Source organism: Klebsiella sp. K5-45, from assembly GCF_030128605.1.
In the GTDB taxonomy this organism is placed as follows: domain Bacteria; phylum Pseudomonadota; class Gammaproteobacteria; order Enterobacterales; family Enterobacteriaceae; genus Klebsiella; species Klebsiella quasipneumoniae.
In genome coordinates this window covers 395,928-417,064 of sequence record NZ_JAKUZW010000005.1, presented here as the reverse complement: position 1 = coordinate 417,064, position 21,137 = coordinate 395,928, and the positions used below count along the sequence as shown (strand labels likewise).

The 21,137-nt window shown below is 58.4% G+C and carries 21 protein-coding genes; 14 read left to right on the top strand and 7 right to left on the bottom strand.

What is annotated here, in order from left to right; translation table 11 throughout:
- Nucleotides 1-35 precede the first annotated feature (35 nt).
- From araG to otsA, 4 genes are all read left to right on the top strand, one after another.
- The gene (gene araG, locus MKS11_RS13670; RefSeq protein ID WP_004203440.1) at nt 36-1,550 is read left to right on the top strand and encodes an L-arabinose ABC transporter ATP-binding protein AraG; all 1,515 of its coding nucleotides are present in this window, start codon (nt 36-38) and stop codon (nt 1,548-1,550) included.
- 14 nt (nt 1,551-1,564) lie between these two features.
- Nucleotides 1,565-2,545: an L-arabinose ABC transporter permease AraH gene (gene araH, locus MKS11_RS13665; protein ID WP_004203438.1), complete on the top strand. Its 981-nt coding sequence runs from the start codon at nt 1,565-1,567 to the stop codon at nt 2,543-2,545.
- Nucleotides 2,546-2,706: 161 nt separating this feature from the next.
- Nucleotides 2,707-3,495, top strand: a complete 789-nt coding sequence (otsB, locus tag MKS11_RS13660) for a trehalose-phosphatase (RefSeq protein WP_004203436.1) — start codon at nt 2,707-2,709, stop codon at nt 3,493-3,495.
- Nucleotides 3,470-4,894: an alpha,alpha-trehalose-phosphate synthase gene (otsA, locus tag MKS11_RS13655; RefSeq protein WP_004203435.1), complete on the top strand. Its 1,425-nt coding sequence runs from the start codon at nt 3,470-3,472 to the stop codon at nt 4,892-4,894. The genes otsB and otsA overlap by 26 nt, the downstream gene beginning before the upstream one ends.
- Before the next feature lie 23 nt (nt 4,895-4,917).
- Here the strand turns inward: otsA and uspC are convergent, their stop codons facing one another.
- Nucleotides 4,918-5,346, bottom strand: a complete 429-nt coding sequence (gene uspC / locus MKS11_RS13650) for a universal stress protein UspC (RefSeq protein WP_004203433.1) — start codon at nt 5,344-5,346, stop codon at nt 4,918-4,920.
- Nucleotides 5,347-5,698: 352 nt separating this feature from the next.
- On the opposite strand from uspC, the gene MKS11_RS13645 reads away from it, so the two are divergent.
- Together MKS11_RS13645 and MKS11_RS13640 are read left to right on the top strand one after the other, a co-directional pair.
- On the top strand, nt 5,699-7,282 hold the full coding sequence (locus MKS11_RS13645; protein ID WP_017900226.1) for an MFS transporter: 1,584 nt from the start codon (nt 5,699-5,701) through the stop codon (nt 7,280-7,282).
- 4 nt (nt 7,283-7,286) lie between these two features.
- The gene (locus MKS11_RS13640) at nt 7,287-8,426 is read left to right on the top strand and encodes a glycoside hydrolase family 105 protein (protein ID WP_284109594.1); all 1,140 of its coding nucleotides are present in this window, start codon (nt 7,287-7,289) and stop codon (nt 8,424-8,426) included.
- Nucleotides 8,427-8,486: 60 nt separating this feature from the next.
- Here the strand turns inward: MKS11_RS13640 and argS are convergent, their stop codons facing one another.
- The gene (argS, locus tag MKS11_RS13635; RefSeq protein ID WP_053810184.1) at nt 8,487-10,220 is read right to left on the bottom strand and encodes an arginine--tRNA ligase; all 1,734 of its coding nucleotides are present in this window, start codon (nt 10,218-10,220) and stop codon (nt 8,487-8,489) included.
- Nucleotides 10,221-10,456: 236 nt separating this feature from the next.
- Between argS and MKS11_RS13630 the strand changes: the two genes are divergently transcribed.
- Together MKS11_RS13630 and cutC are read left to right on the top strand one after the other, a co-directional pair.
- Nucleotides 10,457-11,026 carry a VOC family protein gene (locus MKS11_RS13630; protein ID WP_048295107.1) on the top strand — a complete coding sequence of 190 codons (570 nt, stop codon included), beginning with the start codon at nt 10,457-10,459 and terminating at the stop codon, nt 11,024-11,026.
- Nucleotides 11,027-11,102: 76 nt separating this feature from the next.
- A complete protein-coding gene (gene cutC, locus MKS11_RS13625; protein ID WP_053810185.1) occupies nt 11,103-11,846 on the top strand; it encodes a copper homeostasis protein CutC in 744 nt (247 codons plus the stop codon).
- Between the two features lie 80 nt (nt 11,847-11,926).
- Here cutC and cmoB read toward each other — a convergent pair whose 3' ends face one another.
- The 5 genes from cmoB to MKS11_RS13600 are packed head-to-tail and all read right to left on the bottom strand — an operon-like array spanning nt 11,927 to nt 15,540.
- Complete coding sequence (gene cmoB, locus MKS11_RS13620) at nt 11,927-12,931, bottom strand: tRNA 5-methoxyuridine(34)/uridine 5-oxyacetic acid(34) synthase CmoB (RefSeq protein WP_053810186.1); 1,005 nt, start codon at nt 12,929-12,931, stop codon at nt 11,927-11,929.
- Nucleotides 12,928-13,671 carry a carboxy-S-adenosyl-L-methionine synthase CmoA gene (cmoA, locus tag MKS11_RS13615; protein WP_004203422.1) on the bottom strand — a complete coding sequence of 248 codons (744 nt, stop codon included), beginning with the start codon at nt 13,669-13,671 and terminating at the stop codon, nt 12,928-12,930. The genes cmoB and cmoA overlap by 4 nt, the downstream gene beginning before the upstream one ends.
- 39 nt (nt 13,672-13,710) lie before the next feature.
- Nucleotides 13,711-14,106 (bottom strand): MAPEG family protein, encoded by a 396-nt coding sequence (locus MKS11_RS13610; RefSeq protein WP_004203421.1) that lies wholly within the window; start codon nt 14,104-14,106, stop codon nt 13,711-13,713.
- A gap of 52 nt (nt 14,107-14,158) precedes the next feature.
- Nucleotides 14,159-14,977: a DUF72 domain-containing protein gene (locus MKS11_RS13605; protein WP_004203419.1), complete on the bottom strand. Its 819-nt coding sequence runs from the start codon at nt 14,975-14,977 to the stop codon at nt 14,159-14,161.
- The gene (locus tag MKS11_RS13600; protein WP_064183807.1) at nt 14,974-15,540 is read right to left on the bottom strand and encodes a hydrolase; all 567 of its coding nucleotides are present in this window, start codon (nt 15,538-15,540) and stop codon (nt 14,974-14,976) included. The genes MKS11_RS13605 and MKS11_RS13600 overlap by 4 nt, the downstream gene beginning before the upstream one ends.
- 267 nt (nt 15,541-15,807) lie before the next feature.
- Here MKS11_RS13600 and aspS point away from each other — a divergent pair, with 267 nt between their 5' ends.
- From aspS to ruvB, 6 genes are all read left to right on the top strand, one after another.
- Nucleotides 15,808-17,595, top strand: a complete 1,788-nt coding sequence (gene aspS / locus MKS11_RS13595; RefSeq protein WP_004203416.1) for an aspartate--tRNA ligase — start codon at nt 15,808-15,810, stop codon at nt 17,593-17,595.
- Nucleotide 17,596: 1 nt separating this feature from the next.
- On the top strand, nt 17,597-18,040 hold the full coding sequence (gene nudB, locus MKS11_RS13590) for a dihydroneopterin triphosphate diphosphatase (RefSeq protein WP_002911477.1): 444 nt from the start codon (nt 17,597-17,599) through the stop codon (nt 18,038-18,040).
- 27 nt (nt 18,041-18,067) lie between these two features.
- Nucleotides 18,068-18,808 carry a YebC/PmpR family DNA-binding transcriptional regulator gene (locus MKS11_RS13585; protein WP_002911459.1) on the top strand — a complete coding sequence of 247 codons (741 nt, stop codon included), beginning with the start codon at nt 18,068-18,070 and terminating at the stop codon, nt 18,806-18,808.
- A 34-nt stretch (nt 18,809-18,842) separates the two neighbouring features.
- A complete protein-coding gene (gene ruvC, locus MKS11_RS13580; protein ID WP_004203412.1) occupies nt 18,843-19,364 on the top strand; it encodes a crossover junction endodeoxyribonuclease RuvC in 522 nt (173 codons plus the stop codon).
- Nucleotides 19,365-19,443: 79 nt separating this feature from the next.
- Entirely contained in the window at nt 19,444-20,055 is a 612-nt protein-coding gene (gene ruvA / locus MKS11_RS13575; protein ID WP_002911454.1) for a Holliday junction branch migration protein RuvA, read from the top strand.
- An 8-nt stretch (nt 20,056-20,063) separates the two neighbouring features.
- Complete coding sequence (gene ruvB, locus MKS11_RS13570) at nt 20,064-21,074, top strand: Holliday junction branch migration DNA helicase RuvB (protein ID WP_004148860.1); 1,011 nt, start codon at nt 20,064-20,066, stop codon at nt 21,072-21,074.
- Nucleotides 21,075-21,137 lie beyond the last annotated feature (63 nt).

The window sequence follows — 21,137 nt, the reverse complement described above, 5'->3', positions numbered from 1 at the left end:
GCGGCGGGGGCTGAGTGCAGAAGAGCGGAGTCGTTATGCAACAGTCTACCCCTTATCTCTCATTTCGCGGCATCACCATGACGTTCCCTGGCGTAAAGGCCTTGTCCGATATCAGTTTTGACTGCTACCCAGGACAGATCCACGCGCTGATGGGCGAAAATGGCGCAGGCAAATCGACGCTGTTGAAAATTCTCAGCGGTAACTACATCCCCACCGCTGGCCACCTGCAGATCGGCGGCCAGCAGATGGCGTTCACTAATACGATGGCGGCGCTCAACGCCGGCGTGGCGATTATCTATCAGGAGCTGCATCTGATCCCGGAGATGACCGTCGCCGAAAATATCTATCTTGGCCAGCTGCCGCACAAAGGCGGCATCGTCAACCGCTCGCTGCTCAACTATGAGGCCCGTCTGCAGCTGGAGCATCTGGGGCTGGATATCGACCCGGAGACGCCGCTGAAGTATCTCTCTATAGGCCAGTGGCAGATGGTGGAGATTGCCAAAGCGCTGGCGCGTAATGCCAAGATTATCGCCTTCGATGAACCGACCAGCTCGCTCTCCGCCCGGGAGATCGACAATCTGTTTCGCGTTATCCGCGAGCTACGGGAGGAGGGGCGGGTCATCATCTATGTCTCACACCGGATGGAAGAAATTTTTGCCCTCAGCGATGCCATCACCGTCTTTAAGGATGGTCGCTACGTCTGCACCTTTGACGATATGTCGAGCGTCAGCCACGACGCGCTGGTCCAGGCGATGGTCGGGCGCAATCTGGGTGATATTTACGGCTGGAAACCTCGTCCCTATGGCGAAGAGCGGCTGCGTCTGGAGGAGGTCAAAGCCCCGGGCGTGCGCACGCCGGTCAGCCTCTCGGTGCGCAGTGGCGAAATCGTCGGCCTGTTCGGGCTGGTGGGCGCCGGGCGCAGCGAACTGATGAAAGGTCTGTTCGGCGGGACGCGGATCACCGGCGGTCAGGTGTATATCGATGGCCAGCCCGTCGACATCCGCAAACCGGCCCAGGCCATCCAGGCCGGGATGATGCTGTGTCCGGAAGATCGTAAAGCGGAGGGGATTATTCCGGTTCACTCCGTGCGCGACAATATCAATATCAGCGCCCGGCGCAAGCATATCCACGCCGGCTGCCTGATCAACAACGCCTGGGAGGCGGACAACGCCGATCAGCATATCCAGTCGCTGAACATTAAAACGCCGGGCCCGGAACAGCTGATCATGAACCTGTCTGGCGGCAACCAGCAGAAAGCGATCCTTGGCCGCTGGCTGTCGGAAGAGATGAAGGTGATCCTGCTCGATGAGCCCACCCGCGGCATCGATGTCGGCGCCAAACATGAAATTTACAACGTGATATATGGCCTCGCCGCCGCCGGTGTCGCCGTGGTATTTGCCTCCAGCGACCTGCCGGAAGTGCTGGGCGTCGCCGACCGCATCGTGGTGATGCGTGAAGGGCAAGTCGCCGGCGAACTGCTGCATGAAGAAGCCAATGAACAGCAGGCGTTAAGCCTTGCGATGCCAAAAGTGAGTCAGGCTGTCGCCTGAGTAAGGAGTAAATGATGTCATCAGTGACTACGTCCGGCGCTACCCGCTCTGCCTTTAGCTTCGCCCGTATCTGGGATCAGTTTGGCATGCTGGTGGTGTTTGCGGTGCTGTTTATCGGCTGCGTAATTTTTGTGCCTAACTTTGCCTCATTCGTCAATATGAAGGGGCTGGGGCTGGCGATCTCGATGTCCGGGATGGTGGCCTGCGGCATGCTCTTCTGCCTGGCCTCCGGCGATTTCGACCTGTCGGTGGCGTCGGTTATCGCCTGTGCCGGGGTCACTACCGCGGTGGTGATTAACCTGAGCGAAAGCCTGTGGCTGGGGATTGCCGCCGGTCTGCTGCTGGGGGCAGTCAGTGGCCTGGTCAACGGCTTTGTCATTGCCCGTCTGAAGATAAACGCCCTGATCACCACGCTGGCCACTATGCAGATTGTCCGCGGCCTGGCCTACATTATCTCCGACGGTAAAGCGGTGGGGATCGAAGATGAGCGCTTCTTCACCCTCGGTTACGCCAACTGGTTTGGTCTGCCGGCGCCGATCTGGCTGACGGTTGCCTGCCTGGTGGTTTTCGGATTATTACTAAACAAAACCACCTTTGGCCGTAATACGCTGGCTATAGGCGGCAATGAAGAGGCGGCGCGTCTGGCCGGTGTTCCGGTGGTGCGCACCAAGATTATTATCTTTGTGCTCTCCGGTCTGGTGTCGGCCGCGGCGGGGATTATCCTGGCGTCGCGAATGACCAGCGGCCAGCCGATGACTTCGATTGGCTATGAGCTGATTGTTATTTCGGCCTGTGTGCTGGGCGGGGTGTCGCTGAAGGGCGGGATCGGCAAGATCTCCTACGTGGTGGCCGGGATCCTGATCCTCGGGACCGTGGAAAATGCGATGAACCTGCTTAACATCTCGCCGTTCTCGCAATACGTCGTGCGCGGGGTCATCCTGCTGGCGGCGGTGATCTTTGACCGTTACAAACAAAAAGCCAAACGTGCGGCCTGATTTCAGGCATAACTTTTAAGTCTACAGAGTAATTGCCGCCAGCGCCCGTTTCGCTGGCGGTATCTATCAAAAATTGCGAGGTTGGTCACACTGTCTATACTTACATGGCTAACATATAATTAACAACCAGCTTCGGCTGGCCATGATAAGGAGGAAATAGGGTGGATAACCAGATATCTGTACCGCCTGCGCTAACCGGAAACTACGCTTTTTTCTTTGACCTCGACGGTACTCTTGCCGATATCCAGCCGCACCCCGATCAGGTGGTGATACCCGACAACACGCTGCAGGCGCTCAACGCGCTGGCCCGGCAGCAGGGCGGGGCGGTGGCATTGATTTCAGGGCGCTCAATGGCTGAACTTGACGCGCTGACCCATCCCTGGCGGCTACCGCTGGCCGGCGTTCACGGGGCCGAGCGCCGTGATATCAATGGTAAAACCTATATTGTCTCTCTGCCGTCGGCCCTGCGGGATGAAATCGCGGCTGAGCTGAGCTCGGCGCTGCAGGCGCTCCCCGGGTGCGAGCTGGAGAGTAAAGAGATGGCCTTCGCGCTGCACTACCGTCAGGCCCCGCAGCAGCAGACCGCGGTGCTGGAGCTGGCGCAGCGCATTGTTCAGCGCTACCCGCTGCTGGCGCTGCAGCTTGGCAAGTGCGTGGTGGAGATTAAACCCCGCGGTGTCAACAAAGGGGAGGCGATCACTGCCTTCATGCAGGAAGCGCCGTTTGCCGGTCGCGAACCGGTTTTTGTCGGCGATGATTTGACCGACGAGGCGGGATTCAGCGTGGTGAATCAACTGCAGGGAATGTCGATAAAAGTTGGCGCCGGGGAAACTCAGGCGCACTGGCGGTTGGCGGATGCCGCCGCCGTAAGGACGTGGTTGCAACATCTGGCGTATGACGCGCAAACCGAAAGGAGGGATGACCATGAGTCGTTTAGTCGTAGTCTCTAACCGTATCGCCTTACCGGACGATAAAAAATCGAGCGCTGGCGGTCTGGCCGTCGGCATCCTGGGGGCACTGAAAGCGGCAGGGGGTCTGTGGTTTGGCTGGAGCGGCGAAATTGGCGATGACCAGCAGCCGCTGAAGCAGGTCTCCCGCGGAAATATTTCATGGGCATCGTTCAACCTTAACGAACGTGACCATGATGAATACTACAACCAGTTCTCTAACGCCGTGCTGTGGCCGGCCTTCCACTATCGTCTTGATCTGGTCAGCTTCCAGCGCGAAGCCTGGGAGGGATATCAGCGAGTTAACGCCATGCTGGCGGACAAGCTTCTACCGCTGATCGAGCCAGATGATACGTTGTGGATCCATGATTACCATCTGCTGCCCTTCGCCAGCGAACTGCGCAAGCGCGGGGTCAACAACCGCATCGGCTTCTTCTTGCATATTCCTTTCCCGACGCCGGAGATTTTTAATGCGCTACCGCCGCACGCTGAGCTGCTGGAGCAACTGTGCGACTACGATCTGTTGGGCTTCCAGACTGAAAGCGACAGAACCGCCTTTCTCGACAGCATTGCCATGCAGACCCGACTCTCCGACCTCGGAGACAAACGCTATCAGGCGTGGGGTAAAGCGTTTAGCACCGAGGTTTATCCGATAGGGATCGATCCGGACGAGATTACGCGCAACGCCAAAGGTCCGCTGCCGCCGAAGCTGGTCCAGCTGAAAAACGAGCTCAAAAACGTGAAGAATATCTTCTCAGTGGAGCGCCTTGACTACTCGAAAGGGTTGCCGGAGCGGTTCCTCGCCTATGAGACGCTGCTCGAAAAGTATCCTCAGCATCACGGTAAGATCCGTTATACCCAGATCGCGCCGACGTCCCGCGGCGATGTGCAGGCCTATCAGGATATCCGCCACCAGCTGGAAACCGCAGCCGGACGCATCAATGGCCAGTTCGGCCAGCTTGGCTGGACTCCGCTTTACTATCTGAACCAGCATTTTGACCGTAAGCTGCTGATGAAGGTCTTCCGCTACTCTGACGTTGGGCTGGTGACGCCGCTGCGCGATGGCATGAACCTGGTGGCGAAGGAATACGTGGCGGCGCAAGATCCGGATAACCCTGGCGTACTGGTCCTGTCGCAGTTTGCCGGCGCGGCGCAAGAGCTGAACAGCGCCCTGATCGTCAATCCCTACGATCGCGACGAGGTTGCTGCCGCGCTGGATCGCGCCCTAAGCATGCCGCTGGCGGAACGTATTGCCCGTCATTCCGCGATGCTGGATGTGATCAGAGAAAATGATATTCATAACTGGCAGGCGCGCTTTGTCGACGATCTGCAGCATATTTCGCCGCGCAGCGAGGAGAGCCGCCTGCGGGGGAAGATAGCCACGTTCCCTAAACTGGCCTAGTTCAGGAAAAGGGCTAACCGGCGTTAGCCCTTTTCAAGGGAAACCAGCAGGACATCGACGCCGCAGCTGCCGACGATATTTTTCGCCGAGCAGGTGGCGCGCGAAAAAAGGGAATGGTTATGATTGCCGCAGATCACCAGATCGACCTGGTGTGACCGGCAGAAGTCCTTAATATGATGACCCAGTTCGCCGCAGGCGATGGTCATTTTTTCTATCGGGTAGTCCGCGTGACGCGCCAGCTCGTTGAGAAAATCACGCGTCTCTTCCTGCATCACCTCGCGCAGATTTTCCATCATCGGCGCGGCGAACTGGTTATACAGCTCCGGATCCGTGGCGAGGGTGATAAAGCTCACTTTCGCGTTCACGGGGCGGGCAATTGACACCGCTTTTTTAATTAATACCTGACTCTCCGGCGTTGGCGCGACGGCAACCAGCAGATGTGAATAAGGCATCTGGCCTCCTTGAGATACGCGGAATAACCCTTTCTTTCCTTCTTTACTCCTGTTTACCCTGCTACGCAAGGGCCGCTCCCGTGATTTGCGACGCTCTTCGCCAGTCCGTGTTTCCCCGACAAGATCACATAAATGAACCTAATTTTTTATTTAAAAGAAATGCTGTTTTATAAATGAGTGAAGTTGAGACATCGTCTCTTTGTCATTTTGCCATCGGCGGTTCTTCCGTGGCAAAAACACAAAGGTAACGTCGTTTCACTGCTTTTAGTGTAGCCAGGTACCCACTCCCTTCCGGTGGCAAATCCGGAAAGATTGTCGGCGTTCTCTTAAAAAAAGACACAGGATCACGGCGATGAAAACACGAAAGATTGGACTGGCTAACTACCTGGCCTACGGCGCGGGCGATTTTCTCGGCGCCGGCACCACGGCGCTAACCGCCGCATGGCTGCTCTACTTTTACACCACCTTCTGCGGACTCTCCCCGATAGAAGCCACGCTTATATTCGCTTCCGCCCGCGTACTGGATGCGGTGGTGAGTCCGCTGATGGGCTTTCTCACCGATAACTTCGGCACCACCTGGCTCGGCAAGCGCTTCGGCCGCAGAAAATTCTTTATTCTGCTCGGCATCCCCTGCGTATTCAGCTACTCGGCGATGTGGGTCGGCGAGATGGGATTCTGGTACTACCTGGTCACCTATCTGCTGTTTGATATGGTCTACACCATGATTCTGGTGCCCTACGAGACGCTGGTGCCGGAGATGACCGATGACTTTAAACAGAAAACCAAATTCTCCGGCGCGCGCATCTCAATGGCGCAAATGTCGGCGATTTTAGCCTCCTTTCTGCCGGGGATCCTCCTTACCTGGCTCGGCAAAGACAATGCCAGCTCGTTCTTTTATGCCAGTCTGGTGTTCTCGGTCCTGTGCGCGGTGATGCTGACCTTCGTCTGGTGTTTCACCTGGGAGCGGCCGCGTGAGGCCTGGTCAGAGGCGGCGCTACGGGCGGAAGCGGAAAAACAGAACCTCACTCTCGCCCAGAGCCTCAATCGCCTGGTGATTGAGCTGAGCTCTACGCTGCGGATAAAAATTTTCCGCCAGCACCTCGGCATGTATCTGGGGGGCTATATCGCCCAGGACGTCTTCAATGCCGTGTTTACCTACTACGTGGTCTTTGTTCTGATGCAGGAAGCTTCTGTCGCCTCGAATCTGCTGGGGACGATGGCGATTTTCCAGTTTATTGCCGTGATCGCCATGATCCCGCTGTGCATTCGCTTTGGCCCCGCGCCGTCGTACCGCATGGTGGTGGTCCTCTTTGGCCTGAGTTCGCTCTCCTATGCGCTGCTCTATTACGCCGGACTGAGCGACGTCTATTCATTATTGTTGCTCATCTCTGCTGTCGCCGGACTGGGACGCGGCGGGATTAACTACGTGCCGTGGAATACCTACACCTATATTGCCGACGTCGACGAAGCGATCACCGGCCAGCGCCGGGAGGGGATTTTTGCCGGCATCATGACCCTGACCCGCAAAGCCTCGCAGGCGGGGGCGGTGATGCTGGTGGGCATCATTATGCAACTGTCGGGGTTTGTCTCCGGGCAAAAAATACAGCCTGAAGGGGTCAGCCATACCATTCTGCTGATCCTCAGCGTCGGTACATTGGTGGTGTTAGCCTGCGGCTTCCTCGTTTCACTGCGCTTCAAACTCAATCTGCACACCCACAGCGTCCTGCGCAGCGAAACCCTCAGAATGCGCGAAAGCGGTCACGCCCGGCCGGAGCTGACCAGTGCGGAACACCGCGCGGTGGTCGAGATGCTGGCGGGGATGCCCTACGACTGCCTGTGGGGGAATAACAATATTGGCTATCTGAATCGTCATAAACCTGCTGCCCCGGCGCTCACCCAGGGCGGCGCTTTGAATTCGACATATACCCGAGGTTAACAACATGAAAGTTTGGCCGGTCAAACATAGCCCATTACTCTGTCAGCCTGAGCGTTTTATCGCCCGCAGCGAATTGCAGGCGCTGATCCGCAACGTGACGCAAAACCTGGTGAATATTAAGGATGAGAGCGGGCAATTTTTACTGCGCCTGGATGACGGGCGCGTTATTGATACCAAAGGCTGGGCCGGCTGGGAGTGGACCCACGGCGTAGGGCTGTACGGCATCTATCAGTATTATCAGCAAACCGGCGATATCGAGATGCGCGATATTATCGACCGCTGGTTTGCCGACCGCTTCGCCGAGGGGGCAACGACCAAAAACGTCAACACCATGGCGCCGTTCCTGACCCTGGCTTATCGCTTTGAAGAGACCGGGTGTAAGGCGTATCTGCCGTGGCTGGAGAGCTGGGCGGAGTGGGCGATGTATGAGATGCCGCGTACCGAGCAGGGCGGTATGCAGCACATCACCCTGGCGGAAGAGAACCACCAGCAAATGTGGGATGACACGCTGATGATGACCGTGTTGCCGTTAGCCAAAATAGGCAAGCTGCTTCACCGTCCGCAGTATGTGGAGGAGGCGACCTATCAGTTCCTGCTTCATGTGCAAAACCTGATGGACCGGGAAACCGGACTGTGGTTTCACGGCTGGAGCTATGACGGTCGGCATAACTTTGCCCGGGCGCGCTGGGCACGGGGCAACAGCTGGCTAACCATGGTGATCCCGGATTTTCTTGAGTTAGTGGATCTTCCGGAAGGGAATGCGGTACGGCGCTATCTGACCGAGGTGCTGAACGCGCAAATTGCCGCTTTAGCGAAATGCCAGGATGACAGCGGCCTGTGGCATACCCTGCTGGACGACCCGCACTCTTATCCTGAGGCTTCGGCGACCGCCGGCTTTGCCTACGGCATACTTAAAGCGGTGCGCAAGCGATATGTCGGGCAGCACTATGCCGGGGTGGCAGAAAAAGCGATTTGCGGAATTGTGCAGAATATATCGCCGCAGGGGGAGCTGCTGCAGACTTCCTTTGGCACCGGCATGGGGTCAGACCTCGATTTCTATCGCCAGATCCCACTCACCTCGATGCCCTACGGCCAGGCGATGGCGATCCTCTGTCTGACCGAGTATCTGCGCAAGTATTTTTGAGCAAGAGAGCCCGCTGGCGCGGCGCCTGAAAAAACTAACCCGGCTTTCGCCGGGTTGGTTTTACATACGCTCGACGGTTTCGATACCGAGGGTATCAAGACCCAGCTTGAGGGTTTTCGCCGTCAGCAGCGCCAGCTTCAGGCGGCTGTTGCGGGTCGCTTCGCTCTCCGCGCTGAGGATCGGGCAGTGCTCGTAGAAACCGGAGAACAGGCCCGCCAGATCGTAGAGGTAGGCGCACATCACGTGCGGCGTCCCTTCGCGAGCGACCACGGAGAGGGTCTCTTCAAACTGCAGCAGGCGCGCGGCCAGCTGGGCTTCGCGATCTTCCGCAATCACCACCGGTGCGTCGGTGAGGGCGTTTTCATCAATGCCGGCTTTACGGAACACGGAGAGCACGCGGGTATAGGCATACTGCATATACGGCGCGGTGTTGCCTTCGAACGCCAGCATATTATCCCAGTCGAAAACGTAGTCGGTGGTGCGGTTTTTCGACAGGTCGGCATATTTCACCGCGCCGATACCCACCACTTTCGCCAGATTTTCCAGCTCATCAGCGGACATTTCCGGGTTCTTCTCGGCCACCAGGCGACGCGCGCGCTCCAGCGCTTCGTCCAGCAGATCCGCCAGCTTCACGGTGCCGCCGGCGCGGGTTTTAAACGGCTTGCCATCTTTACCCAGCATCATGCCGAACATATGGTGCTCCAGCGGCACGGAGTCCGGCACATAGCCTGCCTTACGCACGATGGTCCACGCCTGCATCAGGTGCTGGTGCTGACGGGAGTCGATGTAGTAGAGCACGCGGTCGGCGTGCAGCGTTTCATAGCGATACTTCGCACAGGCGATATCGGTGGTGGTATAGAGGTAGCCGCCATCCTTTTTCTGGATGATGACGCCCATCGGTTCGCCTTCCTTGTTTTTATACTCATCAAGGAACACCACGGTGGCGCCTTCGCTCTCAACGGCCAGCCCTTTGGCTTTCAGATCGGCGACGATCCCCGGCAGCATCGGGTTGTACAGGCTTTCGCCCATCACGTCATCGCGGGTCAGCGTCACATTCAGGCGATCGTAGGTGATCTGGTTCTGCGACATGGTGATGTCGACCAGCTTACGCCACATCTGCAGGAAGTACTCATCGCCGCCCTGCAGCTTAACCACGTAGCTGCGTGCGCGCTCGGCGAAGGCTTCGTCTTCGTCGTAGTGTTTTTTCGCTTCGCGATAGAAACCTTCGAGGTCGGCCAGGGCCATCTCACCGGCGTTTTCCTGCTGCTGTTTTTCAAGATACGCGATCAGCATGCCGAACTGGGTGCCCCAGTCGCCGACGTGGTTGGCGCGGATCACCTTATGGCCAAGAAACTCCAGGGTACGGACCGAGGCATCGCCAATGATGGTCGAACGCAGATGGCCGACGTGCATCTCTTTCGCCACGTTCGGCGCCGAGTAGTCGACGACGATGGTCTGTACCTGCGGCGTGGCGACGCCCAGGCGTTCGGACTGCAGCGCGCGGTTGATGTTGTCCGCCAGGAACGCGGGGTCAAGGAAAATATTGATAAAGCCCGGCCCGGCGATTTCAACCTTGCTGGCAATGCCGTTGAGGTCAAGATGAGACAGTACCTGCTCTGCAAGTTGTCGCGGCGCCATGCCCAGTTTTTTGGCGACAGCCATCACGCCGTTGGCCTGATAGTCACCGAACTGAACTTTTGCTGACTGGCGGACCTGAGGTTCGCAATCGGCAGGCGCGCCTGCCGCGATCAGGGCCTGGCTGACTTTTTCTGAGAGAAGAGCCTGAATATTCACCGGAATACCTTACGTGTAATGCGCCAGCCCCCGAGGGAGGCGGCGCCGGAATGTGGACAAATTAGGGCGGGAGTATACTGCATTTGTCCCCGTCCGTCAGCATCGCGCGCGGCCCGGCGGCGTGGGCAATCCATCGCCGGTCAGTCACGCATCGGCAGGGTGGCGGTTGGTCCGCGGCCGGAAACACGGTAGATTAGCCTTTTTATTATTGACGAACCTAATTGACGAGCAAACCCATGGCGAACTGGCAGCAGATTGAACAACTGGCCGATATTACGGCGGATCTCCCGCGATTTTCCGATGCGCTGCAGCGCTTCGCTGCGCGACTGGGACTGGAGATCGGCGGACTCGACGCCGACCATATCTCCCTGCGCTGTCATCAGAACGCTACCGCGGAGCGCTGGCGCAGCGGTCTGGCGCAGTGCGGCACTCTGCTGTCGGAGAATATAATCAACGGCCGGCCTATCTGCCTGTTTAAACTGGCTGAGCCGGTCTGCGTGGCGCACTGGCGCTTCCATATCGTTGAGCTGCCGTGGCCGGGTGAAAAGCGCTATCCCCATGAAGGCTGGGAGCATATCGAAATTGTCCTGCCCGGCGATCCGGCTACCTTAAATGCCCGCGCTCTGGCGCTGCTGGCCGATGACGGACTCAGCCAGCCGGGGATCGTCGTCAAAACCAGCTCGCCGAAAGGGGAACACGAGCGCCTGCCTAATCCCACCCTGGCGGTCACCGACGGCAGCGTGACGGTCAAATTTCATCCGTGGTCTATTGAACAAATCGTCGCCAGCGAGCAAGCCGATACGTAACAGTGTGAAGCTGCGCGGCGTCTGCCGCGTGAAATCATGACATGCTAAGAAAGTTGTCTGGATCAGGGAGTGAGGAATGGCGGTACTGGAAGTTTGTTGTTACAGCATGGCGTGCGCCAGGGAAGCTGAGCGCTGCGGCGCCGATCGTATTGAACTCTGCGCCGCGCCGCAGGAAGGGGGATTAACCCCCTCTTACGGGGTGCTGGTCTCGGTCCGCGAGGCGATTATTCTCCCGGTGCATCCGATTATCCGCCCGCGTGGCGGCGACTTCTGCTATACCGAAGAGGAGTTCGCCGCGATGCTTAGCGACATCCGCATGGTGCGGGAGCTCGGCTTTCCCGGGCTGGTGACCGGCGTACTGAATGTCGATGGTCAGGTCGATATCCCGCGGATGAAAAAAATAATGGCTGCGGCCGGGCCGCTGGCGGTGACCTTTCATCGCGCGTTCGATCTGTGCGCCGACCCGCGTCAGGCCTGGGAGACGCTGGGTGAGCTGGGGGTTAAACGTATCCTGACTTCCGGTCAGCAATCCTCGGCGGAGAAAGGTATTTCATTAATTACGGAACTTATTGCCGCAGGGGATACTCCAATCATTATGGCCGGTGCGGGAGTGCGCGCCGCGAACCTGCCGCTGTTTCTGCAGGCGGGGGTGAAAGAGGTTCATAGCTCTGCAGGCCAGTGGTTGCCATCGGAAATGCGCTTTCGTCATCCAGGCGTTTCGATGTCAGCCGATCCCGATGCGGACGAATACAGACGCTACGCCGTGAATGGCGCAGCGGTGGCGGAGATGAAAAAGATAATTTCCGCTAACAGAAGTTAAACGGTTTTTGCTGCACATCATGTCGCCCAATATGATGATTGCCCGTACCAGGCCCCTGCCCATTAAACAGGGGCCTTTTTTTATCTCGCTTTTTTTGCCAGCGATTGCTGGGTTTCCGGTTTAGTGGCAATGATGACAGCCCGTAATGGCGCCGGATAGCCTTCCACGGTTTTGCGCTGATCCTGCGGGTCGAGGAAATCGGCCAGCGATTCGCTGGTCATCCATTCTGTGCGCCGCTGCTCCTCCGTCGAGGTGACGCAGGCGTCGACGATGCGCACATCGATAAATCCGCACTTCTCCAGCCACATTTTCAGGGCCGCCGCCGAGGGGATAAAATAGACGTTGCGCATCTGCGCATAACGGTCGCCCGGAACCAGCACCGTATTTTCATCCCCTTCGACCACCAGCGTCTCCAGCACCAGCTCGCCTCCCGGCGCCAGCTGATCTTTCAGCTGCCATAGATGATCCAGCGGCGAGCGGCGGTGGTAGAGCACGCCCATCGAGAACACGGTGTCGAAGGCCTCCAGCGCCGGCAACTGCTCGATGCCCAGCGGCAGGAGATGCGCCCGCTGGTCGTTGCCGAGGAGCTTACGTACCGCTTCAAACTGACACAGGAACAGCTGGGTGGGATCGATGCCGACCGCCAGATGCGCGCCGGCGCCGATCATTCGCCACATGTGATAGCCGCTGCCACAGCCCACGTCGAGGATGGTCCGTCCGGTGAGATCGGACAGGTGCGGCAGGACGCGCTCCCATTTCCAGTCGGAGCGCCATTCGGTATCGATGTTGATGCCGTACAGCGAATAAGGCCCTTTGCGCCATGGCATCAGGTTTTTCAGCAGATTTTCTATCCGCAGCCGATGGCCTTCGCTGAGCGGCGTTTCGCTTTCGGCGGTGACGCTGTGCAGGAGGTCCAGACGCCAGGGCGTTAATTCCGGAAGAAACTCAACGGCGCGCTCCCATTCGCGAAACTTGCCGTGCAGGGCCTCGCGCTGCCAGGCGGCTACCTGGGCAGGCAGCGTCTCCAGCCAGTGAGACAGCGGGCTTTTGGCGATCAGCTGATAGAAGTTACTGAAGTCGATCATGCCTGCTCCCCGGATTTTACTGCCACCAGCGAGCCAAAGTTAAAGCACTGGAACCACAGTTCGGCATGTTCGAACCCAGCCTGACGCAGGCGTTTTTTATGGGTTTCCACAGAGTCGGTCAGCATTACATTTTCCAGCATGCTGCGTTTTTGACTGATCTCCAGCTCGCTGTAGCCGTTCGCGCGCTTAAAGTCATGATGCATATTGAACAGCAGCTCGCCGACGTGGGCGTCTTCGAAGCTAAATTTCTCCGAGAGCACCAGCGCGCCGCCGGGATTCAGCCCCTGATAGACTTTATTGAGGATCGCCTGGCGATCGCCCGGCTCAAGGAACTGAATGGTAAAGTTCAGGATCACCAGCGAGGCGTTTTCAATGGCCACATCGCGGATATCCCCTTCAATCACCTCGACCGGCGTCGGTGCTTTATAGGCGTCAATATGGCGACGGCAGCGCTCCACCATCGCCGGGGAGTTATCGATGGCGATAATGCGGCAGCCCGGGTGGCTAATATTGCGGCGCACGGAAAGAGTGGCGGCGCCCAGCGAACAGCCAAGATCGTAAACCTGGGTGTGGGGCTGAACGAAGCGCTCGGCCAGCATGCCGATCATCGAGATGATATTGGAGTAGCCAGGCACAGAACGCTGGATCATATCGGGGAAGACTTCAGCAACCCGTTCATCAAAGGTCCAGTCGCCGAGGCTGGCAATCGGCGCGGAAAAAAGCGTATCGCGGTGAGACATAACGTTAAACCCGAAAAAACGAAAACGGCGTATTGTGCGCTAACGGAGGGAGAAAACCAACTCCCAGGGCATATACCAGAGATTGGCCAGCACCATCAGCAACAACGCGCACCAGGTGGCGCTCATGCCGGAGCGGCGCCAGTGGTAGACACGGTGATGAAAACCCCAGGAGTGCATTAGTCGTCCGAGGATCAATAAAATGCCGCAAACGTGCACCATCCAGGTCTGGGCGCCGTTCATCTCCATAAATAACAGCAAAATGAGGCCAATCGGCACATATTCGACGGCATTGCCGTGAACGCGGATGGCGACCTGCAGCTCGCTGAAGCCGCCGTCGCCATAGCCTACATGGTATTGGGTGCGCAAACGCACCACGTCAAATGAGAACTTCACTAACAATAACGCACCTAAAACGGCATACAGCGCGCTGACCATACGAAAACTCCCTTTAACTCTGGCAGATGGCTCCGGATATGATAGCAGGATATCAGAAAAGAGAAGATTGCTGCGGAATCGACGGCGCATTTCCTAGCGCCGGCAGGGCAGCGCGCAGATCGCCCCACAGGGTATCCACCAGCGCCGGCGCGTAAGCAATGTCGGGGGTATGGAGGAACAGCCACGGCGTCCCCGACTGATGCCATTTCGGCAGCGTCTGCAGCCAGACGCGAAACAGTTCCCGATTATGGACCATATCGTCGCCGCCAATAAAGCGCACCATTGGCTGCCGGGCGGTCATCACTGCATGCACCGGCACCTTCGGTTTCTTTTGTTGCGCGTCGATCATCGCCGGACTGGTGGCTGCGGCGCTGTGGACCGGGCGGCTGTCGAGGATCACGCGGTTGACGTTGCGCTGGTGCAGCCCGCGGTTGAGCTGCTGTTCCGCTTCCCCTTTGGCGAAGAACTCGGGGTGACGAACTTCGACGCCGTAGGTGAAATCCTTCGGCAGCCCATCGAGAAAGTGCCATAGCGCGGGGAGATCGCGAGGACCAAAGGTCGCCGGCAGCTGCAGCCAGTACTGGCCGATGCGCGAGGCCAGCGGCGCCAGGCGGGTGAAGAATTCACTACTTAACTCGTCGCAATGGCGCAGGGCGGCCTGGTGCGAGATAGTCGCCGGGAATTTAAAGCAGAAGCGGAAGTCATCGTGGGTCTGCTCGTACCAGCGGGCGACAATCTCCGGCTTGGGCAGCGCATACAAGGTGGTGTTGCCCTCGACGCAATTGAAGTGGCGGGCGTACTCTTCAAGGCTGGTGATGCCAAGGCGCACCCATTTCGGGTGCGACCACTGGGGAAGCCCAATATAAATCATAACGCGGCGAGGATCTCCTCGGTGCTGCGCACGCGGCCGATGCGCGGGAAAATATGCTTCATGCTGCCCTGATGCTGTTCGGCGGAGGCGGCGCTGCAGGCATCTTCGGCGATGACCAGGTTAAAGCCCAGCTCCCAGGCGTTGCGGGCGGTGGATTCGACACCGATGTTGGTGGAGATGCCGCAGAGAATAATGGTGTCGATACCGCGGCGGCGCAGCTGAAGCTCAAGGTCGGTGCCATAGAACGCGCCCCACTGGCGTTTGGTCACTTCGATATCGCGCTCTTGTTTACCCAGCGCGGCCGGATAGGTCCACCAGTTCTCAGGCAGCGTATGCGCCCCGGCCTGAGCGTCGACAGGCTGTTTCAGCGCTTCGGCGAAATCGGCCGACCAGCCGACGCGGACCATGATCACCGGCGAACCCTGTTGCCGGCATTTGTCTGCCAGGCGAGCGGCGCGCGCCACCACCTCGTCAGCCCGATGTGGGCCGCCGGCGAAAGGCAGAATGCCTTCCTGCAGATCGATCACCACCAGCGCCGTGTTTTTCGCATTGAGTTCTAACATGGTATCCCCGTATCTTCATCTGTTGTCAGGCGGCTACAATACCTTTGCGGCTTCAGCAAAAGGGTAACAAATTTTGTTAATTTATGTGAGTGTGGACGTTAAGCGCGCAGCAAAGCAGCGTACATCGTGCGTCGGACTTATCGAACGACAGAATTTCCAGTATAATAGCCGCCTTTTTTCATTCAGTTGTGACATCAGCTAAAGCTGCGACCTCGTCGCCTGCAGGGCAGACGACAATCCGCCGACGGCTAAGTTAAGGGATATCTCATGCGTACAGAATATTGCGGACAGCTTCGACAGTCCCACGTTGGGCAGCAGGTGACTCTGTGTGGTTGGGTCAACCGCCGTCGCGATCTCGGTAGCCTCATTTTTATCGATATGCGCGACCGCGAAGGCATCGTTCAGGTGTTTTTCGATCCGGATCGTGCGGATGCGTTGAAGTTAGCCTCTGAACTGCGTAATGAGTTCTGCATTCAGGTCACTGGCACCGTTCGCGCGCGTGAAGAGAAAAACATCAACGCGGACATGGCCACCGGCGCTATCGAAGTGCTGGCTTCCGATCTGACGATCATTAACCGCTCAGAATCGCTGCCGCTGGACTCCAATCACGTCAACACCGAAGAAGCGCGTCTGAAATACCGCTACCTCGACCTGCGTCGTCCGGAAATGGCGCAGCGTCTGAAGACCCGCGCGAAAATCACCAGCTTTGTGCGCCGCTTTATGGATGACCATGGCTTCCTCGACATCGAAACCCCGATGCTGACCAAAGCTACCCCGGAAGGCGCCCGCGATTACCTCGTGCCTTCCCGCGTGCATAAAGGCAAATTCTACGCGCTGCCGCAGTCGCCGCAGCTGTTTAAACAGCTGCTGATGATGTCCGGCTTCGACCGCTACTATCAGATCGTCAAATGCTTCCGCGATGAAGACCTGCGTGCCGACCGTCAGCCTGAATTTACCCAGATCGACGTGGAAACCTCCTTTATGACCGCGCCGCAGGTGCGTGAGATCATGGAAGCGATGGTGCGTCAGCTGTGGCTGGAGATTAAAGGCGTCGACCTGGGCGATTTCCCGATCATGACCTTCGCCGAAGCCGAACGTCGCTACGGTTCCGATAAACCGGATCTGCGTAACCCGATGGAGCTGGTGGACGTCGCCGACCTGCTGAAATCGGTGGAGTTCGCGGTCTTTGCCGGCCCGGCCAACGATCCGAAAGGGCGCGTGGCGGCGCTGCGCGTTCCGGGCGGGGCTTCTCTGACCCGCAAGCTGATTGACGAATACGGCAACTTTGTGAAGATCTACGGCGCGAAGGGGCTGGCCTATATTAAAGTGACCGAGCGTGCCAAAGGCATGGACGGGATCAACAGCCCGGTGGCCAAATTCCTCACCGCTGAAATCGTGGAAGCGATCCTTGACCGCACCGGCGCGCAGGACGGAGACATGATCTTCTTCGGCGCCGATAATAAGAAAGTGGTGGCCGACGCGCTGGGCGCGCTGCGTCTGAAGCTGGGTAAAGACCTGAGCCTGACTGACGAGAGCAAATGGGCGCCGCTGTGGGTGATCGACTTCCCGATGTTCGAAGACGACGGCGAAGGCGGCCTGACGGCGATGCACCATCCGTTCACCTCGCCTAAAGATATGACGGCGGACGAGCTGAAAGCCGCGCCGGAAGAGGCCGTGGCCAACGCCTACGATATGGTGATTAACGGTTATGAAGTCGGCGGCGGTTCGGTGCGTATCCACCGCGGCGACATGCAGCAGACGGTATTTGGTATTCTGGGCATTAACGAGCAAGAGCAGCGTGAGAAATTCGGCTTCCTGCTCGATGCGCTGAAATACGGTACCCCGCCGCATGCGGGCCTGGCGTTCGGTCTTGACCGTCTGACCATGCTGCTGACCGGTACCGATAACATCCGCGACGTTATCGCTTTCCCGAAAACCACCGCAGCCGCCTGCCTGATGACCGAAGCGCCAAGCTTCGCCAATCCGGCGGCGCTCGGTGAACTGGGTATTCAGGTTGTGGAGAAAGAGGCAAAAGCGTCTCTGGAGAACAAGTAATATGTCATTTAAGCTGCCCGTTTCGGTGCTGGTGGTGATTTACGCCGAAGATACGAAACGGGTGCTGATGTTGCAGCGGCGCGACGATCCCGCGTTCTGGCAGTCGGTCACCGGCAGCCTGGAAGCAGGAGAGACCGCGCTGCAGGCTGCCGCGCGTGAAGTAAAGGAAGAGGTCGCCATTGACGTTGCCTGCGAGCAACTGACCTTAATCGACTGTCAGCGCACGGTGGAGTTTGAGATCTTTTCTCATTTGCGTCATCGCTATGCGCCGGGAGTGGAGCGAAATACGGAATTCTGGTTCTGTCTTGCGCTGCCTCATGAGCGGGAAATTACCTTTACCGAACATCTGGCCTACCGCTGGGTCAGCGCGACGGAAGCCGCTGCGCTGACCAAGTCGTGGAGCAACCGGCAGGCGATTGAAGAATTTGTAATTAACGCCGCCTGAAAGGGCGCGCTTTTTGGAGAGTTTTTTATGGCAGGTCATAGTAAATGGGCCAACACCAAACATCGCAAAGCGGCACAGGATGCCAAGCGCGGTAAAATCTTTACGAAAATCATTCGCGAACTGGTTACCGCAGCGCGTCTGGGCGGCGGCGATCCGGCGTCCAACCCGCGTCTGCGTGCGGCGGTGGATAAAGCGCTGTCTAACAACATGACCCGCGACACTCTGAACCGCGCCATCGCGCGCGGTGTCGGCGGCGATGAAGACGCGAACATGGAAACCATCATTTACGAAGGCTATGGCCCTGGCGGCACCGCGGTGATGGTGGAATGTCTGTCCGACAACCGTAACCGTACCGTTGCGGAAGTGCGTCACGCCTTCACTAAAACCGGTGGTAATCTCGGCACCGACGGTTCTGTCTCCTACCTGTTCAGCAAAAAAGGCGTCATCTCCTTCGAGAAAGGCGATGAAGACACTATCATGGAAGCGGCGCTGGAAGCTGGCGCTGAAGACGTGGTGACCTATGACGACGGCGCGATCGACGTCTACACCGCATGGGAAGAGATGGGCGCCGTGCGCGACGCGCTGGAAGCCGCTGGCCTGAAAGCCGACGCTGCTGAAGTCTCGATGATCCCGTCCACCAAAGCGGATATGGATGCTGAGACGGCGCCGAAGCTGCTGCGTCTGATCGATATGCTCGAAGACTGCGACGACGTGCAGGAAGTGTACCATAACGGCGAGATCTCCGACGAGGTCGCAGCCACCCTGTGATGCAGCCGCATCCACGGTTCACCGGAGGCGCGTGATGGCTATTATTCTCGGCATTGACCCGGGGTCGCGCGTTACCGGTTATGGCGTAATCCGTCAGGTCGGCCGGCAGCTGAGCTACCTTGGCAGCGGCTGTATCCGCACCAAAGTGGACGATCTGCCGTCGCGCCTGAAGCTGATCTACGCCGGGGTGACGGAGATCATCACCCAGTTCCAGCCCGACTTTTTCGCCATTGAGCAGGTCTTTATGGCGAAGAATGCCGACTCGGCGTTAAAGCTCGGGCAGGCGCGCGGGGTGGCGATCGTGGCGGCGACCAATCAGTCGCTACCGGTGTTTGAATACGCCGCCCGCCAGGTTAAGCAGACGGTTGTCGGCATCGGCAGCGCTGAAAAGAGTCAGGTCCAGCACATGGTGCGCACTTTGCTCAAGCTGCCTGCCAATCCGCAGGCGGATGCGGCGGATGCGCTGGCGATCGCCATCACCCATTGCCATGTCAGCCAGAATGCCGCTCAGATCAGCGAGACCCGGCTCAATCTGGCGCGAGGGCGCTTACGATAATCGTAAATCAGGCTGGATATCTATCCAGCCTTTTTTTATGATACCGCCAGATACTTAGACCATAACGCAGGAGCCCCACGTGATAGGCAGACTCAGAGGCATCATTCTCGAAAAACAACCCCCGCTGGTGTTGCTGGAAACGGCGGGCGTCGGCTATGAAGTGCACATGCCAATGACCTGCTTTTATGAGCTGCCGGAGGCCGGGCAGGAGGCGATTGTCTTCACCCACTTTGTGGTGCGTGAAGATGCCCAGCTGCTGTATGGGTTTAACAATAAACAGGAGCGTACCCTGTTTAAAGAGTTGATTAAAACCAACGGCGTAGGGCCAAAGCTGGCGCTGGCGATCCTCTCCGGCATGTCGGCGCAGCAGTTCGTCAACGCCGTTGAGCGGGAAGAGGTCGCCTCGCTGGTGAAGCTGCCGGGGATTGGTAAAAAAACCGCTGAACGCCTGATCGTCGAGATGAAAGACCGCTTCAAAGGGCTTCACGGCGATCTGTTCACCCCGGCGGCCGATCTGGTGCTAACCTCGCCGGCAGGCCCGACGGCGGACGATGCCGAGCAGGAAGCGGTTGCCGCGCTGGTCGCGCTGGGCTATAAACCGCAGGAGGCCAGCCGGATGGTCAGCAAGATCGCGCGTCCGGACGCCAACAGTGAAACGCTAATCCGCGAAGCGCTGCGCGCCGCGTTGTGAGGTAAGGGATGATTGAAGCAGACCGGCTGGTATCGGCAGACAGCAGCGGCTTCGAAGAGGCCGCTGACCGCGCCATCCGCCCAAAATTGCTGGCAGAATATGTCGGCCAGCCGCAGGTGCGTTCGCAGATGGAGATCTTTATCCAGGCGGCGAAGCTGCGCGGCGACGCCCTCGATCACCTGCTGATTTTTGGCCCGCCAGGGTTGGGGAAAACCACCCTGGCCAATATCGTCGCCAATGAAATGGGGGTGAATCTGCGTACCACCTCCGGCCCGGTGCTGGAGAAAGCGGGCGATCTCGCCGCGATGCTCACCAACCTCGAACCGCACGATGTGCTGTTTATCGATGAGATCCATCGCCTCTCGCCGGTGGTGGAAGAGGTGCTCTATCCGGCAATGGAAGACTACCAGCTGGATATCATGATTGGCGAAGGGCCGGCGGCGCGCTCGATTAAAATCGACCTGCCGCCGTTTACCCTGATTGGCGCCACCACCCGGGCCGGTTCGTTGACCTCGCCGCTGCGCGACCGCTTTGGCATCGTGCAGCGTCTGGAGTTCTATCAGATCCCCGATCTGCAGCATATTGTCAGCCGCAGCGCCCGCCATATGGGGCTGGAGATGAGCGACGAGGGCGCGCTGGAAGTGGCCCGCCGTTCACGCGGCACGCCGCGTATTGCCAACCGTCTGCTGCGCCGGGTGCGTGACTTCGCGGAAGTGCGCCACGACGGCACCATCTCCGCCGACATTGCCGCCCAGGCGCTGGATATGCTCAACGTCGATGCGGAAGGGTTCGACTATATGGACCGCAAGCTGCTGCTGGCGGTGATAGATAAGTTCTTCGGCGGGCCGGTGGGGCTGGATAACCTCGCCGCCGCGATTGGCGAAGAGCGGGAAACCATTGAAGATGTGCTGGAGCCCTACTTAATTCAGCAGGGTTTTCTACAGCGTACGCCGCGGGGAAGAATGGCGACGGTGCGCGCCTGGAACCATTTCGGGATTACGCCGCCGGAAATGCCGTAGCGCGTTGTGGTTGAGCCGTTCATGGTGAAGCCCGGTCAGCAGCGCGACCGGGCTTTTTCACTT